Source organism: Lysobacter sp. 5GHs7-4 (genome assembly GCF_021284765.1).
In the GTDB taxonomy this organism is placed as follows: domain Bacteria; phylum Pseudomonadota; class Gammaproteobacteria; order Xanthomonadales; family Xanthomonadaceae; genus Lysobacter.
In genome coordinates this window covers 2,887,091-2,902,782 of sequence record NZ_CP089924.1, presented here as the reverse complement: position 1 = coordinate 2,902,782, position 15,692 = coordinate 2,887,091, and the positions used below count along the sequence as shown (strand labels likewise).

10 protein-coding genes, 1 tRNA gene and 1 pseudogene are annotated in these 15,692 nt (G+C 67.3%); 9 read left to right on the top strand and 3 right to left on the bottom strand.

Features of this window, described 5'->3' with window-relative positions:
* The first annotated feature begins 118 nt into the window (after positions 1-118).
* From LVB77_RS13110 to LVB77_RS13085, 6 genes are all read left to right on the top strand, one after another.
* Positions 119-3,133, top strand: a complete 3,015-nt coding sequence (locus LVB77_RS13110) for a TonB-dependent receptor (RefSeq protein WP_232906546.1) — start codon at positions 119-121, stop codon at positions 3,131-3,133.
* Between the two features lie 114 nt (positions 3,134-3,247).
* Positions 3,248-4,894 (top strand): glucoamylase family protein, encoded by a 1,647-nt coding sequence (locus LVB77_RS13105; protein WP_232906545.1) that lies wholly within the window; start codon positions 3,248-3,250, stop codon positions 4,892-4,894.
* Positions 4,895-4,904: 10 nt separating this feature from the next.
* Positions 4,905-6,248, top strand: coding sequence for a sugar ABC transporter substrate-binding protein (locus LVB77_RS13100; protein ID WP_232906544.1), 1,344 nt, complete (start codon positions 4,905-4,907; stop codon positions 6,246-6,248).
* Positions 6,245-7,123, top strand: coding sequence for a sugar ABC transporter permease (locus tag LVB77_RS13095; protein ID WP_232906543.1), 879 nt, complete (start codon positions 6,245-6,247; stop codon positions 7,121-7,123). The genes LVB77_RS13100 and LVB77_RS13095 overlap by 4 nt, the downstream gene beginning before the upstream one ends.
* On the top strand, positions 7,123-7,944 hold the full coding sequence (locus LVB77_RS13090; RefSeq protein WP_232906542.1) for a carbohydrate ABC transporter permease: 822 nt from the start codon (positions 7,123-7,125) through the stop codon (positions 7,942-7,944). Before LVB77_RS13095 ends, LVB77_RS13090 begins: the two co-directional genes overlap by 1 nt.
* A 207-nt stretch (positions 7,945-8,151) precedes the next feature.
* Positions 8,152-11,340, top strand: coding sequence for a discoidin domain-containing protein (locus LVB77_RS13085; RefSeq protein WP_232906541.1), 3,189 nt, complete (start codon positions 8,152-8,154; stop codon positions 11,338-11,340).
* 656 nt (positions 11,341-11,996) lie between these two features.
* On the opposite strand, the gene LVB77_RS13080 is transcribed toward LVB77_RS13085, so the two are convergent.
* Positions 11,997-12,575, bottom strand: a complete 579-nt coding sequence (locus LVB77_RS13080) for an NAD(P)H-dependent oxidoreductase (protein WP_232906540.1) — start codon at positions 12,573-12,575, stop codon at positions 11,997-11,999.
* Positions 12,576-12,692: 117 nt separating this feature from the next.
* Between LVB77_RS13080 and LVB77_RS13075 the strand changes: the two are divergent.
* Together LVB77_RS13075 and LVB77_RS13070 are read left to right on the top strand one after the other, a co-directional pair.
* Positions 12,693-13,571: pseudogene (locus tag LVB77_RS13075) on the top strand (LysR family transcriptional regulator); the annotation flags it as partial.
* A gap of 175 nt (positions 13,572-13,746) precedes the next feature.
* Positions 13,747-13,836 (top strand) — tRNA-Ser (locus LVB77_RS13070).
* Between the two features lie 40 nt (positions 13,837-13,876).
* Here the strand turns inward: LVB77_RS13070 and LVB77_RS13065 are convergent.
* Complete coding sequence (locus LVB77_RS13065; protein WP_232906539.1) at positions 13,877-14,692, bottom strand: aminotransferase class IV family protein; 816 nt, start codon at positions 14,690-14,692, stop codon at positions 13,877-13,879.
* Between LVB77_RS13065 and LVB77_RS13060 the strand changes: the two genes are divergently transcribed.
* Positions 14,685-15,335 carry a hypothetical protein gene (locus LVB77_RS13060; RefSeq protein ID WP_232906538.1) on the top strand — a complete coding sequence of 217 codons (651 nt, stop codon included), beginning with the start codon at positions 14,685-14,687 and terminating at the stop codon, positions 15,333-15,335. The two genes, LVB77_RS13065 and LVB77_RS13060, sit on opposite strands and share 8 nt — an antisense overlap.
* A gap of 54 nt (positions 15,336-15,389) precedes the next feature.
* On the opposite strand, the gene LVB77_RS13055 is transcribed toward LVB77_RS13060, so the two are convergent.
* A complete protein-coding gene (locus tag LVB77_RS13055; protein ID WP_232906537.1) occupies positions 15,390-15,632 on the bottom strand; it encodes a hypothetical protein in 243 nt (80 codons plus the stop codon).
* Positions 15,633-15,692 lie beyond the last annotated feature (60 nt).

Sequence of the window (15,692 nt, the reverse complement as noted above, 5' to 3'; positions counted from 1 at the left end):
TGCCGCGGCTCGCGGCCGCGAAGCCTGGGCGCACACCATCCACGCCACGGACCTGGCCGAACGCTGCAGCCGACCCTTTTGGGGAGAGGGACACCTGATGAAGTCGTATCAAACTCACATGCGTCGGCCTAGGCCGGGATTGCTGGCCTGCGCCTTGGCCAGTTGCCTGGCGTTGGCGGCTCCGGCCGCGTTGGCGCAGTCCACCGCGGCCACCATCCGCGGCCAGGTCACCGTGGATTCGGCGCCGGCGACGGATGCCAAGATCACCGCCACCAACGTGGCCACCGGTCTGAGCCGGTCGGTGCAGTCCGGCGCCAACGGCAGCTATTCGGTGGCAGGCCTGCCGCCCGGTACCTACCGCATCGACGTGAGTGCGGGCGGGCAGACCAATTCCAAGACCATCGCCGTGCAGGTCGGACAGACGGCGACCTTGAATCTGTCGACCGGCGGCGTGGCCGAGGCTGCGCCGGCGCCCGATGCGACCGACATCGATGCGGTGACCGTGACCGCCGCGCCGGTGTTCGAGACCAAGACCTCCGAAGTGGCGACCTACGTTTCCAGTAAGCAGATCGAAGCGCTGCCGCAGGCCTCGCGCAACTTCCTCGCGTTCGCCGACATCGTGCCGGGCGTGGAGACGCGCACGGGCACCGACGGCTCGATTTCCCTGCGCAGCGGCGCGCAGCTGGCCAACGGCATCAACGTCTTCATCGACGGCGTCGGCCAGAAGGACTATGTGCTCAAAGGCGGCATCTCGGGCCAGGATTCGACCCGCGGCAATCCGTTCCCGCAGTTGGGCATCGCCGAGTACAAGGTCATCACCTCCAACTACAAGGCCGAGTACGACCAGCTCAGCAGCGCGGCGGTCAGCGCGGTGACCCGGTCCGGCACCAACGAGTTCTCCGGCAGCCTGTTCTGGGACGGCACCTTCACCGGCTGGCGCGCGCCGACGGTGATCGAGGACAAGAGCGGCAACAAGATCCGCTCCAAGGAAGAGCAGTACGGCGTCGCCTTCGGCGGCCCGATCCTGCAGGACCGCATGCATTTCTTCCTGACCTACGAGGGCAAGGATTATCTGACGCCCAAGGAAGTCGCGCCCGGGCGCAACTTCCGCATCGACCAACTGCCCGGCTTCCTGCAGGAGGCGGCCCGCAACACCACGGCGGCGCCGTTCCACGAGGATCTGTACTTCGGCAAGATCGATTTCGCGATCGACGAGGCCAACCTGCTCGAGTTCACCGCCAAGCACCGCAAGGAAGAGGAGGTGACGGCGGGCAGCATCGGCGGCGTCAACGCCGGCGCGTACGGCACCTCCAACGCGGGCGAGGAGACCCGCTTGGACCTGCGCTATCAGTACAGCGCGGCCGATTGGCTCAACGACGCGCACCTGACCTTCGAGGACGTGAGCTTCGGCCCGCGCCCGCTCACCGACGCGCCCGGCTACAACCTGCGCGTGCCGCGCGCCGATCAGGTCAACCTCAACAATCCGGTAATGGAGACCATCTTCAATACCGGCGGCAGCGCCAACCTGCAGAACAAGGGCCAGAAGGGTTACGCGCTGCAGAACGATTTCACCTTCTTCGGCTGGCAGGGCCACACGATCAAGGCCGGCTTCAAGTACAAGCTGGTCGACATCAGCGCCTACCAGCGCCAGCCGGCCAATCCGCAGTTCCGCTACGACATCAACCGCAGCCTGACCCAGCCCTACGAGGTCAACTTCTCCTCGACCGGCATCGGCCAGACCGGACCGGTGGAAACCGACAACAAGCAGTTCGGCATCTACCTGCAGGACGATTGGGAGGTCAACGAGCACCTGACCTTGAACCTGGGCCTGCGCTGGGACTACGAGACGTCGCCGGCCTACGAGGATTTCGTCACGCCGGCGGCGGTGGTCACCGCGTTGCGCAACTATCCCAACATCAATAATGCGCGCGTCGACTACGACTACAACGACTTCATCAGCACCGGCAACAACCGTAAGGCGTTCAAGGATGCCTGGCAGCCGCGGTTGGGCTTCTCCTACGATTTCGCCGGCGATCAGCGCCACGTGATCTTCGGCGGCGCCGGGCGTTCCTACAACCGCAACCAGTTCGATTTCCTGGCGCGCGAGCGCTACAACCTGGCCTTCCAGAGCTACACCTATTTCTTCAACGGCCCCGGCCACGTCTGCACGACCAGCACGCCGGACCGTTGCCTGACCTGGGATCCCAAGTACCTCAACCAGAACGAACTGGACGCGCTGGTCGCGGCCAATCCCAATCGCGGCACCCAGGTGGTGTTGCTGGACAACAACCTGAAGACGCCGTACTCGGACCAGTTCAGCCTGGGTATGCGCAACAGCTTCGGCCTGTTCGGCCACGACTGGAATTCGTCGGTGACGGTGATGCACGTGCTCAGCCACGACGGCATCCTGTTCTCGGTCGGCAACCGCCGCCCGGACGGCACGTTCTTCCCGCCGGGCCGTAGCTTCGGCAACACCACGCCGGCCAATCTGCCCGGCTTCGGCCAGTTGCTGATCGGCCGCAACGCGGTGGAGACGCGCCTGACGTCGCTGCTGCTGTCGCTGGAGAAGCCCTATACGCAGGAGTCGGGCTGGGGCGTCAGCCTGGCCTACACCTACAGCGACGCCAAGGAGAACCGCAACAACTCCGACACGTTCTCGTTCGACTATCCCAACCTCGACGACGTGGCGTTCACCGAGGCCCTGGGCATCGCCAAGCACCGCTTCGTGGCTACCGGCATCGTCGATCTGCCGTGGGACATGACGTTCTCGGCCAAGCTCAAGCTGACCAGCCCGATCGCGCGCGAATCGCTGAATTTCATGGCCATCGACGTCAACAACGGCTACTTCGATCCGTACTTTCCGGGCGAAGACATCGCCTTCAAACAGTTGGATGTAGGCTTGCAGAAGGTGTGGGACACCGGCACCGACCTGAAGTTGCGGGTACGTGGCGATGTGCTGAACGTGTTCAATTGGCGCAATTGGAACAATTTCGACAGCGGCCGCGGCAGCGGCTTCAACCCGGCCAACCCGAACGTGCCGGCGCGGCCCAACCCCAACTTCGGGCGCCGCAACGGCGACGGGATCGACCAGCCGACGCGTACGTTCAAGCTCACGTTCGGCGTAGATTGGTGACCGGGCCGGTCGCCCGCTTTCCGGCCGGAAGCGGGCGACGGGTTCGATCGACAGATCCGGCCTCCACCCCGAACGTCCAAGCGATCCCCCACGATCGAAAGGTCTGCTCTCTTCATGTTGCAAGCTGTATCCCGCTCCCGTCAGGTCGTACTCGCGCTGCTGATCGCGGCGCCGTTGTCGTTCATCGGCTGCCAGCGCAATACGCCCACCTCGCAGACCTATCCGATCGCGCCGGCCGGCACGGTCGAGGTCGAGCCGCTGAAGGCGACCAAGATGGAGCTGCCGCCGCTGTTCCGCGACGTCGAGCGGCGCACCTTCCAGTTCTTCTGGGACACCACCAACGAGCAGAACGGTCTGACGCCCGACCGCTATCCGTCGCGACCGTTCGCCAGCATCGCCTCGGTGGGTTTCGCGCTGACCGCGTACCCGATCGGCATCGAGAACGGCTGGGTCAGCCGTAACCAGGCCGTCGACCGCACCCTGTTGACGCTGAAGTTCTTCCGCGACTTGCCCAGCGGCCCGCAACGCACCGGCAAGGGCGCCTACAACGGCTTCTACTACCACTTCCTGGATATGCAGACGGGCGCCCGCTACAACAGCTGGGTGGAGCTGTCGAGCGTGGACACCGCGCTGCTGATGATGGGCGTGCTGTTCGCGCAGTCCTACTACGACCGCGACGACGCGCGCGAGAAGGAGATCCGCGAGATCGCCGACACGCTGTACCGCCGCGTCGACTGGAACTGGCTGCAGAAGAACAAGCCGCTGGTGTCGATGGGCTGGTTCCCCGAAAGCGGCTTCATCAAGCACGACTGGACCGGCTACAACGAGGCCATGCTGCTGTACGTGCTGGCGCTGGGCTCGCCCAGCCATCCGGTCAGCCCCGACGCGTGGACGGTGTGGACGCGGACCTACAACGACGTCTGGGGCGTGTACCAGGGCGAGGAGTTCCTGGCCTTCGGCCCGCTGTTCGGCCATCAGTACAGCCACGTCTGGATCGATTTCCGCGGCATCCAGGACGACTACATGCGCGAACGCGGCATCGATTATTTCGAGAACAGCCGCCGCGCCGCCTACGCCCAACGCGCCTACGCCATCGCCAACCCGATGAAGTGGGAGGACTACGGCCCGGAAGTGTGGGGCCTGACCGCCAGCGACGGACCGCAGCAAACCCTGCAGGAATATCGCGGCGAGCAGCGCCAGTTCCGCCACTACTCGGCGCGCGGCGCCGGCCTGCGCGAGAACTTCGACGACGGCACCATCGCCCCGACCGCGGCGATCGCGTCGCTGCCGTTCGCGCCGGAGATCGTGATCCCCAGCACCGTGGCCATGCACGAGCGCTACGGCGACTATCTGTACTCCAGCTACGGTTTCCTGGATTCGTTCAATCCCAGCTTCAAGTACGACATCCCGCTCAAGACCGGACGCGTGGTGCCGAACAAGGGCTGGGTGGCCAGCGACTACATCGGCATCGACCAGGGCCCGATCCTGGCCATGATCGCCAACTACCGCAACGACTTCGTCTGGAACGTGATGAAGCGCAATCCCTACATCCGTTCCGGCCTGGAGCGCGCGGGCTTCAAGGGCGGTTGGCTGGAGCCGGCCAAGACGCAGGCCGACGGCAAGCCGGCGCAGCCGGAGACGGCGCCCAAGCCGCAGTCCCAGGCCGAAAAGGACGCCGCCACCGCGCGTGCGCTGGGCGAGGCGGAATCGCGTGCGGGCCGTTCCAACGACGCCCAGGCGCCCAAGCCGCAGCCGGAATAAGCTGCGGCCCATGCCTATCCCGACTCTATCGCCGGATCGCCGCTGCCTGCCGCGCGCAACGCGGGTGCGCGCGGGCTGGGCGTGGCTGATCGTCGTGCTGATCTGCCTGCTGGCGACCGCCTGCACGCGCCAGAGCGATCGGCGCGAAGTGGTGCGGTTTTGGGCCATGGGTTACGAGGGCGAGATCGTCGCCCAGCTGATCCCTGAGTTCGAGCGCCTCAATCCCGGCATCCGCGTCGAGATCCAGCAGCTGCCGATCATCTCCGCGCACGAGAAGCTGCTGACCGCTTTCGCCGGCGATTCGCTGCCGGACGTATGCGCGATCGGCAATACCTGGATCCCCGAGTTCGCCTTGCTCAACGCCCTGCAACCGCTGGACCAGCGCATCGCGGCGACACCGTCGCTGGCGGTGCAGGACTACTTCACCGGCGCCTGGGACAGCGGCGTGATCGGCGGGCAGGCCTACGCGGTGCCCTGGTACGTGGAAACGCGGTTGCCGTTCTATCGCCGCGACATCGCGCAGCGCGCCGGCATCGAGACGCCGCCGCGGACCTGGGACGAATGGCGCCAGGCCATGGCCGCGATCAAGCGCGAAGTCGGACCCGAGCGCTACGCGATCCTGCTGCCGCTCAACGAACCCGAGCCGCTGCTGAACCTGGGTATCCAGTCGCCCGAACCGCTGTTGCGCGAAGGCGGCCGCTACGGCAACTTCCGCAGCCCGGGCTTCAAGCGCGCGCTGACCTTCTACCGCGAGATGTTCGACCAGCGCTGGGCGCCGTTGCTGAGCAACACCCAGGTCGCCAACGTCTGGAACGAGTTCGGCCGCGGCTATTTCAGCTACTACGTCAACGGCCCCTGGAACATCGCCGAGTTCCGCAAGCGCCTGCCGGCCGAGGTGCAGGGCGATTGGATGACCATGCCGCTGCCGGGCGAGCACGGCCCCGGCGCCTCGGTCGCCGGCGGCGCCAGCTTCGTGGTGTTTCGCGGTTCCAAGCGCCAGGACGCGGCCTGGAAGTTGGTCGAGTACCTGTCGCGCACCGACACGCAGATCCGTTTTCACGGCCTGACCGGCAACTTGCCGCCACGCCGCAGCGCCTGGAACGCGCCCGCGCTCACCGCCGACCCGTACGCGCGTGCCTACCGCGATCAACTCGAACGCGCGCGTCCGACACCGAAGGTGCCGGAGTGGGAGCGCATCGCGATGGAGATCAAGCTGGTCGGCGAGCAGCTCGCCAATCGTCGCCTGAGCGTGGACGAGGCCGCGGCCGAACTGGACCGCCGCACCGACCGCATCCTCGAAAAACGCCGCTGGATGCTCGACCACCAGGCGGCGCAGGCGGGGGCAGGGCGATGAAGGCCTCGACCGCCGGCTGGGTGTTCGCGGGCCCGGCTCTGACCGTGATCGGCGTGTTCTTCGGCCTGCCGGTGCTGGCCGCGCTGGCGCTGAGCCTGACCGACTTCGACATCTACGCACTAGCCGACATCGGCAACCTGCGTTTCGTCGGCTTGGACAACTACTGGAACCTGCTGCAGAACCCGCTGTTCTGGCGCGCGCTGGGCAATACCTTCTATTTCGTGCTGGTCGGCGTGCCGCTGTCGATCGCGGTGTCGCTGGGCGCCGCGCTGCTGCTGCATTCCAAGCTGGGCTACCTCAAGCCGTTCTTCCGCACCGCCTATTTCGCGCCGGTGGTGACCACCGTGGTCGCGGTGGCGGTGATCTGGCGCTATCTGTTCCATACCCGCTACGGCCTGGTGAATTGGGCGCTGTCGGGGCTGGGCATCGACCCTATCGACTGGCTGGGCGATCCGACCTGGGCGATGCCGACCATCATCCTGTTCGCGGTGTGGAAGAACTTCGGCTACAACATGATCATCTTCCTGGCCGGCCTGCAGGCCATTCCCGAAGACCTGTACGAAGCCGCGCGCATCGACGGCGCATCGCCGTGGCGGCAGTTCCGTCACGTGACCCTGCCGATGCTGGGGCCGGTGCTGGTGCTGGTCGGCATCCTGACCCTGGCCGGCTATTTCCAATTGTTCGCCGAGCCCTACGTGATCACCCAGGGCGGGCCGCTGCAGAGCACGGTCAGCGTGCTGTACCTGATGTACGAGGAAGGCTTCAAGTGGTGGAACCTGGGCAACGCCTCGGCGGTCGCGTTCCTGCTGTTCGTGCTGATGACCGCGGTGACCAGCGGGTTGCTGTGGTTCGCGCGCCGCAAGGGGGTGGAGTGATGCACCCGCGTCTGGCGCGCGCGATCGTCAACGGACTGCTGCTGGGCCTGGCGGTGCTGAGCCTGGCGCCGCTGCTGTGGATGCTGTCGGTGTCGTTGATGCAGCCCGGCGAGGCCGCGAGTTTTCCGCCGCCGCTGCTACCCTCGCGTCCGACCCTTGGCAACTATCACGAGCTGTTCGATCGCATCGGCATGGGCGGTTACCTGCTCAACAGCTTCCTGATCGCGTCGCTGACCACGCTGATCGCGCTGCTGCTGAACACCATGGCCGGCTACGCCTTCGCCAAGCTGCGCTTCGCCGGCCGCGAGCGCGTGTTCCGCGCCCTGCTGGCGGCGCTGGTGATCCCGGCCCAGGTCACGATGATGCCGCTGTTCCTGATGCTCAAGCAGATCGGCCTGATCAACACCTACGCCGGCGCGGTGGTGCCGGGCATGGCCGGCATCTTCGGCATTTTCCTTGTGCGGCAGTACGCGCGCTCGATCCCGGACGAACTGCTGGAAGCGGCGCGCATCGACGGCGCCGGCGAGTTCCGGATCTTCTTCCAGATCGTGCTGCCGGCGCTCAAGCCGATCCTGGTCACGCTGGCGATCTTCAGTTTCCTGGGCGCCTGGAACGATTTCATGTGGCCCTTGATCGTGCTCAGCGACAACGGCCTGCAGACCCTGCCGGTGGCGCTGGCCTCGCTGTCGCGCGAGCACGTGCAGGACAACGAACTGATGATGGCCGGCTCGGTGGTGACCGTGCTGCCGGTGTTGTTGCTGTTCCTGGTGCTGCAGCGCTATTACCTGCAGGGCCTGCTGGTGGGCAGCGTCAAGGGCTGAGCGGCCTGCATGAAGAGGAGCGGGATGTTGGCGAATGCGGCGCGGTGGCTTTGGAGCAAATCCCCCACAGTCCCCCTTTTTCAAAGGGGGAAGACCAGCGGGTTTTCGCAAAGGGGGAGCAGCGTGGGCGAGACGGCAATTCCGGCCCTCGCGCGCTGGATTCCCCCCTTTGAAAAAGGGGGGCTAGGGGGGATTTGCTTCACCGCTTTGCTGCTCGCCAGCCTTCCCGCGGCCGCCCAGTCCCGCCTGCTCGACGACTTCGAATCCACCACCCCCTGGACCCTCGTCGCCTCCAACCAGGTCAGCGGCCAACTGCGCATCGCCGACGGCGCGCAGGGCAAGGCGATCTGCCTGGACTACGACTTCAACGGCGTCTCCGGCTACGTCGGCCTGCAACGCGCCTTGCCGATGCAGTACCCGGACAACTACGCCTATTCGTTCCAGTTGCGCGGCGACTCGCCGGTCAACGATCTGCAGTTCAAGCTGGTCGACGCCAGCGGCGACAACGTGTGGTGGGTGAACCGGCCGAAATACGCGTTCCCGCAGCAATGGACCCCGGTGGTCTACAAGCGCCGCCATATCAGCCGCGCCTGGGGGCCGGCGCCGGACCCGACGCTGCGCCGCAGCGCCAAGCTCGAGTTCACCATTTACAACAGCAGCGGCGGCAAGGGTTCGGTGTGTTTCGACCAGCTCGCGTTCGAGCCGCTGCCGAAGGACGACGGCGCGCCGTTGACCGGCCGTGTCGTCGCGACCACGTCGGCGCAAGGCAGCCGCGCCGAGTACGCCGTCGACGGCAATCCCAAGACCGCCTGGCACGCGGGTTTCGCCACCGATCCCGATCCGGCGCTGACCCTGGACCTGGGCCGAAAACGCGAGTTCGGCGGCGTGGTGCTGCGCTGGTCCGATGAGGAGTACGCCTCGGATTACCGCCTGCAGTTGTCCGACGACGGCAGGCAGTGGCGCGAAGCGCGCGCCGTGCACGGCGGCGACGGCGGCAGCGACTACCTGGCCCTGCCGGAATCGGAAGCGCGCTACCTGCGCCTGCTGCCCGAGAACGGCCTGGGCCTGGGCTTCGGCCTGAGCGAGTTCGGCGTGCAACCGCTGGCGTTCGCGGCCACGCGCAACGATTTCGTCGCGGCGGTCGCCCAGGATCAGCCGCGCGGCCGCTATCCGCGCGGTTTCAGCGGCGAGCAGCCGTACTGGACCGTGGTCGGCATCGACGGCGGCGAAGATCAGGGCCTGATCTCGGAAGACGGCGCCATCGAAGTGGGCAAGGGCGCCTTCAGCATCGAGCCGTTCGTGATCGCCGCCGGCCAGCTGGCGACCTGGGCCGACGTCAAAACCACGCAGTCGTTGCAGGACGGTTATCTGCCGATACCGTCGGTGCACTGGGCCCATCCCCAGTTCGGCCTGACGGTGACGGCGTTTGCCAACGGCACGCGCGAGCGCTCGCGCTTGTATGGGCGCTACAAGCTCAGCAACACCACTCCGGCCAAGCAGCGCTATGTGTTGGTGCTGGCGGCACGGCCGTTTCAGGTCAATCCGCCCAGCCAGTTCCTCAACACCATCGGCGGCGTGAGCGCGATCCGCGGCTTGCGCGCCGACGCGCACGGCTTCGGCGTGGAAGGGCCGGGCGGCGCCGCCTCGGCGAGGCGGGTGCAGACGGTCGCGGCGGATGCGGCCGCGGTCGGCGGCTTCGATGGCGGCGAGATCGTCGCCCGACTCGCGCGCATGCCCTGGAACCAGGAGTGCGCGAACTGCACGCCACAGGGCGAGATTCTGCGGCGCTTGGGCGGCAGCACGGCGACCGAGTTGCAGAACGACCGCACCGAACTGGCGTCCGGGGCCGTGTTCTACAGCGTGGAACTGGCGCCCGGCGAGTCGCGCGAGTTCGGTTGGAGCAGCGCCCTGTCGGGGCCGGACAGCGGCGCCTTCGCCGGCGTCGAAGAACTGGAGGCGACGCAGGCGCTGGTCGCGCAGCAGTGGCGCGACAAACTGGACCGCGTGCGCATCGCCGTGCCGCAACAGGGTCAGCACGTGGTCGACACGCTGCGCACCGGCCTGGCCCACATGCTGATCAGCCGCGTCGGACCGCGTCTGCAGCCGGGCACACGTTCCTACTCGCGCGCCTGGATCCGCGACGGCGCGATGATAGGCGAGGGCCTGCTGCGCATGGGGCGCGAGGACGTGGCCGAGGAATTCCTGCGCTGGTACGCGCCGTACCAGTTCGATAACGGCAAGGTTCCGTGCTGCGTGGACGATCGCGGCAGCGACCCGGTGCCGGAGAACGACAGCCATGGCGAGCTGATCTTCACCGTCGCCGAGGTCTACCGCTACCGCCGCGACCGCGCCCTGCTGGAGGCGATGTGGCCGCACGTGGCCGGCGCGGTGAAGTACATGGACGAGCTGCGCCTGAGCGAACGCACCGATGCCAATCGCGCGGTCAATCCGGCCTTCTACGGCATGATGCCGGCCTCGATCAGCCACGAGGGCTACTCGGCCAAGCCGATGCACTCGTACTGGGACAATTTCTGGGCGCTGCGCGGGTACAAGGACGCGGTCGAGATCGCGCGATGGCTGGGCAAGGACGAGGAGGCGCGGCGCTTCGCCGCCTCGCGCGACCAGTTCCGCGAGGATCTGTACGCGTCCATCGCCGCGGCCACGCGCGACCGCGGCATCGACTTCATCCCGGGCGCGGCGGAGCTGGGCGACTTCGACGCCACCTCGACCACCATCGCGTTGGCGCCGGGCGGCGAGCAGGGGCGCCTGCCGGAACGCTTGTTGCGCAATACCTTCGAGCGCTATTGGAAGGAGTTTGTAGACCGCCGTGACGGCCGCCGCGAATGGAAGGACTACACGCCGTACGAGCTGCGCACCATCGGCAGCTTCGTGCGCCTGGGCTGGCGCGAGCGTGCGCACGAGGCCTTGGATTTCTTCTTCAAGGACCAGCAGCCGCGGGGCTGGAACCAGTGGGCCGAGGTGGTGTCGCGCACGCCGCGCAAGCCGTTCTTCGTCGGCGACCTGCCGCATGCCTGGGTCGAGTCCGATTACGTGCGCTCGGCGCTGGACCTGTTCGCCTATACCCGCGATCTGGACGAGGCGCTGGTGATCGGCGCCGGCCTGCCGGCGGATTGGCTGGACGGCGAGGGCGTCTCGGTCGAGGGCTTGCGCACGCCGTATGGCGCGCTGTCCTACGACTGGCGACGCGAGGGCGCGCAGCTGCGGCTGACGCTGAAGCCTGGGGTGACGCCGCCGGAGGGCGGTGTGGTGTTGAGTTGGCCGTATAGGCAGCCGCCGGGCGCGACGCGTATCGATGGCAAGGCGGCACAGTGGCGCAATGGCGAGCTGCGGATCGATCGCGTACCGGCGGAGGTTTCGATCGAGCAGGGGCGCTAGTAGCAGGAGGTTGTAAATGGCCGCGCCCGGAAGCGATCCCTGTGGGAGCGACGTGAGCCGCGATCGCGTCGCCACGGCCACCTACGCAATCGCGACTCACGTCGCTCCCACAGAAAGCGGGTGCTTTATGCGGGTCCATTACGCCGCAATGCCCGCGCTAACCGCTGTAAGAGCGAGTAAGTTGCGACCGCGCAAGTTGCCGGAGTCGCGTGGTCGCGACTTACGTCGCTCCTACCCCAAAGCCGCGCTGGCTCTAAGTCGCGTCAGAGGGACGGCAGCGCATGGGTTCGAGCTTGCGCGATCGCGACTCACGTCGCTCCCACAGAAAGCGGGTGCTTTTATGCGGGTCCATTACGCCGCAATGCCCGCGCTAACTGCTGTAAGAGCGACGTAAGTCGCGACCGCGCAAGTTGCCGGAGTCGCGTGGTCGCGACTTACGTCGCTCCTACCCCAAAGCCGCGCTGGCTCTAAGTCGCGTCAGAGGGACGGCAGCGCATGGGTTCGAGCTTGCGCGATCGCGACTCACGTCGCTCCCACAGAAAGCAGAGCAGGCTGCGTCCGCCAAACAAAAACGCCGGGCCTGCGTACAGGCCCGGCGCGGGCCGGCGAGGGGAGGGCGCCGGCGGGGGGGCGGTGTTCGTTCTAACGCGCAGCCGTTACGCCGCCAGGCGCAACGGCGCCTGGATCGACGCATGCGCCTGCGCCAGCGCATCGGCGCGGTGCTGCGGCGAATACGCCACGCCTTCGGCGCGTACGAACTCGATCTGCTCGATGCCCAGGAAACCGAACACCTGACGCAGGTAAGGCTCCTGGAAATCGCTGGGTGCGCCGGCATGCAGGCCGCCGCGGCCGCTGGCGACGATCACGCGCTTGCCCTTGGCCAGGCCTTCGGGACCGGCCTGCGTGTAGCGGAAGGTGCGCCCTGCCACGGCGATGCGGTCGATCCAGGCCTTCAGGGTCGAGCTGATGCCGAAGTTGTACATCGGCGAGCCGATCACGATCACGTCGGCGTCCAGGAACTGCTGGATCGCGCGTTCGCCCTCGTCGGCCTCGCCCGGATCCGCCTTGGCCAGGGTGCGGCCGGTAAGATGCGGGATCGGCTCGGCGTCCAGATCGCGGTATTGGACCGACAGTGCCGGAAGGGCGTCCTGCCAACGCGCCACCACGGCCGCGCTGAGTTCGCGGGTCACGGAATTGGCGCCCAGGGCGCTGGAATCGATGTGCAGGAGTTTCATGGCTGGCCTCGGTGGGCGGTAGCGGCGACGCCGCGTTGGGGCAAACTGTAGGTTGTTGCAAAAATAGGATAAAGCTGGTTTACTATCACTTACTGTTCTGAATTCGGAACTATCGCCATGCACGATCTCAACGACCTCTACTACTTCGCGATGGTCGTCGACCACGCCGGTTTCGCCGCCGCCGAGCGCGCGCTGGGTATTCCGAAGTCGCGTCTGAGCCGGCGCATCAGCCAGCTCGAGACCGACCTGGGCGTACGCCTGCTGCAGCGCTCCACGCGCCGCTTCGCCGTCACCGATGTCGGCAACAGCGTCTACCGCCATGCGCAATCGATGCTGGCCGAAGCCCAGGCCGCGCGCGAAGTGGTGGACCGCCTCAGCGCCGAACCGCGCGGCGTGATCCGGGTCAGCGTGCCGGTCGGCCTGGCGCAGCAACACCTGCCCAAGCTGCTGCCCGAATTCCTCGCCAAATACCCGCAGGTGCGCGTGCAGCTGCACGTCAGCAACCGCCGCGTCGACATCATCAACGAAGGCATCGACGTCGCCTTGCGCGTGCGTTCCAAGCTGGACGACGACGGCAGCCTGGTGATGCGCAGCTTCGGCCAGATCCAGGAACTGCTGGTCGCCAGCCCCAAATACCTGACCCGCATGGGCCGGCCCAAGAACCCCGACGAACTGTCCGAGCACGTGACCCTCAGCATCAGCGAGGACGACGCGCGCCAGCGCTGGGAACTGCACGGCCCCGACGGCGAAGTGCGCCGGGTCGAGCTCAAGCCGCGCGTGATGGGCTTCGACTTCCCGATGCTGATGGCGCTGGCCGAGCAGGGCGTGGGCATCACCCTGCTGCCCGAAACCGTCTGCGCCGAGGCCGTGCGCCGCGGCGAGCTGGAAGTGGTGCTGCCGAACTGGCGCCTGCCGCAGGGCATCTTCCACGCCGTGTTCGCCTCGCGCCGCGGCCTGCTGCCGGCGGTGCGCGTGTTCATCGATTTCCTGGCCGAAAAGGCCCCGTCGCTGGTCGAGTCCGCACGCCTGCAGTGCAGCGACATCAAGGGCGCGCCGTGCCCCGACGGCGTGGCCAAGAACGACGCCAAGATCGAGGCCAAGGCGCGCAGCAAGACCGCGGCGTGAGAGAATCCCGCGGCGCCGGCCCCGCCCGGCGCCGCGTCAGCGCTACGGAGAGATGGCCGAGTGGTTTAAGGCAGCGGTCTTGAAAACCGCCGAAGGGTCAAACCTTCCGTGGGTTCGAATCCCACTCTCTCCGCCATGACCCTTGATGCCTCCACGACGGCATCGCAGTGGGACGATCAGGCCTCGACTTGCGGTTCCACGCCGTAAGCGCGGTGCAGCGCCGCCATCAATTGCGGCGCATCCGGCATCGCGACCGAGCCGACCCTGCGCACCGCGATGCCCGGCGTCCACGAGTTCATCACCGCGGCGCCTGCGAGCGACGGCAGATCTTCCAAGCGTATTTCCTGCGAGCGCTGCGGTACGCCCAGGCGTTCGAGTTGGCGGCGCACGATGCCCATGGTGGTGCCGGTCAGCATCTCGGCGATGGGCCATACGACGGCTGCGCCGTCCCAGAACACCAGGTTCCAGATGGTGGCTTCGCTGAGGCGGCCGTGGCGGTCGACGAAGGCAGCGTCGTCGTGGCCCTGCGCGACGGCTTCGCGCAGGTAGTGGGTCTTGGCGACTTCGCCTACGTGCTTGATGGCGGCGAGCGGGCGTTCGTAGTCGACGGCGATCAGCGACAGCGGGCCTTGCGGGCCGGTGGCGGCGGGGCCGGTGCGGATCAGCAGTTCGGGTTCGATGTGCGCGCCGGCGACGACGAATTCGCCGGCCGGGGAGTAGACGGTTGCGGTGAGGGAGGCGTCGGCGGGACTGGCGGCGATGGCGCTGCATAAGTACGCGCGGATGACGTCGTCGGGCAGGGCGCTGCCGAACATGCGCAGCGAGGCGGTGCGCAGGCGGTCCAGGTGCAGGTCGAGGCCGCGGATCTTGCGGTCGCGCACTTGCATGGCGGTGAAGTGGGCGTAGCCGGCGAACGCGAGCGGGGCGAGTGCGTCGGTTTCGGCGTCGTGGCCGTTGCGTTGGACTACGTAGCGGGAAGCATCGGTGGACATGGCGGATGACCGGGAGTGGAAGAGGCCGCACCGCGCCGGGCTCGACGCGTTTGCGATGGCGCGACTATCCGCCGATGCGCGCGTGCGGCGAAGCGAAGGTTTTTTGATGAGGCTTCAAAGCCTGTTTGAAGTGCGAAGGACGGGCCGCCCGGGCGGTGCGCGCGTCGGCGATCGCGGCGTTGGGAGTGGGCTAGAGGTGGCGGGAGGTGCAGGCATTCATGCGGCCGCGACGACCGGCCCTGCCGCCGGGGTCGGCCGCGATGGCCGCCCGCCGTCCGGCCCGGCGTTCGGATTCAAGGGGCGCAAGGACGGCGCGGCGGCATCGCGGACGGACCGGCGCACCGGCGCTGGAGCGCCGCCAACCGCGCTTCGTTCGCATAGGGGAGAGACCGTCATGAAACGACTGCTTGCCGCCGTTCTGGTGTGCGCGTGCTGCGCGCTGTCCGCGCCATCGGCCATGGCCGATACCCAACGGGCCAAGGACGACGCCGATTTCGCCGAGGCGCAGGCGCGCGAGGCCAAGGCGCGTGCCGATAAAGCCGAGCACGAGGCGCGCGAAGCCAAGGCGCGCGCGGAGAAGGCCGAAGCCGAGCGCCGCGAAGCCGAAGCCAAGAGCGCTCCGCCGAAGCCCGCTACCAACTAGCGACGCAATGCAGGGTGCGCCGCGCGCCTTCGCCGCAACGGCAAGCGCGCGGCGTTACTTGCGGATATCGAAGTCCGGCTTGTCGTTGAGCGAGCCGTCGGGTTCCAGCAGGGCGTAGCGGCCGTCGCTGTGGACGACCACCGGCACGGGCTCCTTGAACAGCGGACGGCGCACGAAGCGCAGGGTCCAGCGGAAATGCTCCAGCGTTTCCAGCGCGGCGAGCTGTTCGGGCGTCAGGCCGGCGCGCAGTTGCGCGTCGGTGGGTTCTGCGCCGCGGCGGCGTTCCTTGTCCGGCATATGTCACGGCCCCGTGCGGTCTGGCGTGGCGAGCATCGCTTACTCCGGCACAGGATAGTG

What these genes read in the sequence shown, in the direction of transcription:
- LVB77_RS13110 (WP_232906546.1), top strand. Translation starts at nt 119, where the DNA reads ATGCGTCGGCCTAGGCCGGGATTGCTGGCCTGCGCCTTGGCCAGTTGC.
- LVB77_RS13090 (WP_232906542.1), top strand. Translation starts at nt 7,123, where the DNA reads ATGCACCCGCGTCTGGCGCGCGCGATCGTCAACGGACTGCTGCTGGGC.
- LVB77_RS13105 (WP_232906545.1), top strand. Translation starts at nt 3,248, where the DNA reads ATGTTGCAAGCTGTATCCCGCTCCCGTCAGGTCGTACTCGCGCTGCTG.
- LVB77_RS13095 (WP_232906543.1), top strand. Translation starts at nt 6,245, where the DNA reads ATGAAGGCCTCGACCGCCGGCTGGGTGTTCGCGGGCCCGGCTCTGACC.
- LVB77_RS13080 (WP_232906540.1), bottom strand. Translation starts at nt 12,575, where the DNA reads ATGAAACTCCTGCACATCGATTCCAGCGCCCTGGGCGCCAATTCCGTG.
- LVB77_RS13055 (WP_232906537.1), bottom strand. Translation starts at nt 15,632, where the DNA reads ATGCCGGACAAGGAACGCCGCCGCGGCGCAGAACCCACCGACGCGCAA.
- LVB77_RS13065 (WP_232906539.1), bottom strand. Translation starts at nt 14,692, where the DNA reads ATGTCCACCGATGCTTCCCGCTACGTAGTCCAACGCAACGGCCACGAC.
- LVB77_RS13100 (WP_232906544.1), top strand. Translation starts at nt 4,905, where the DNA reads ATGCCTATCCCGACTCTATCGCCGGATCGCCGCTGCCTGCCGCGCGCA.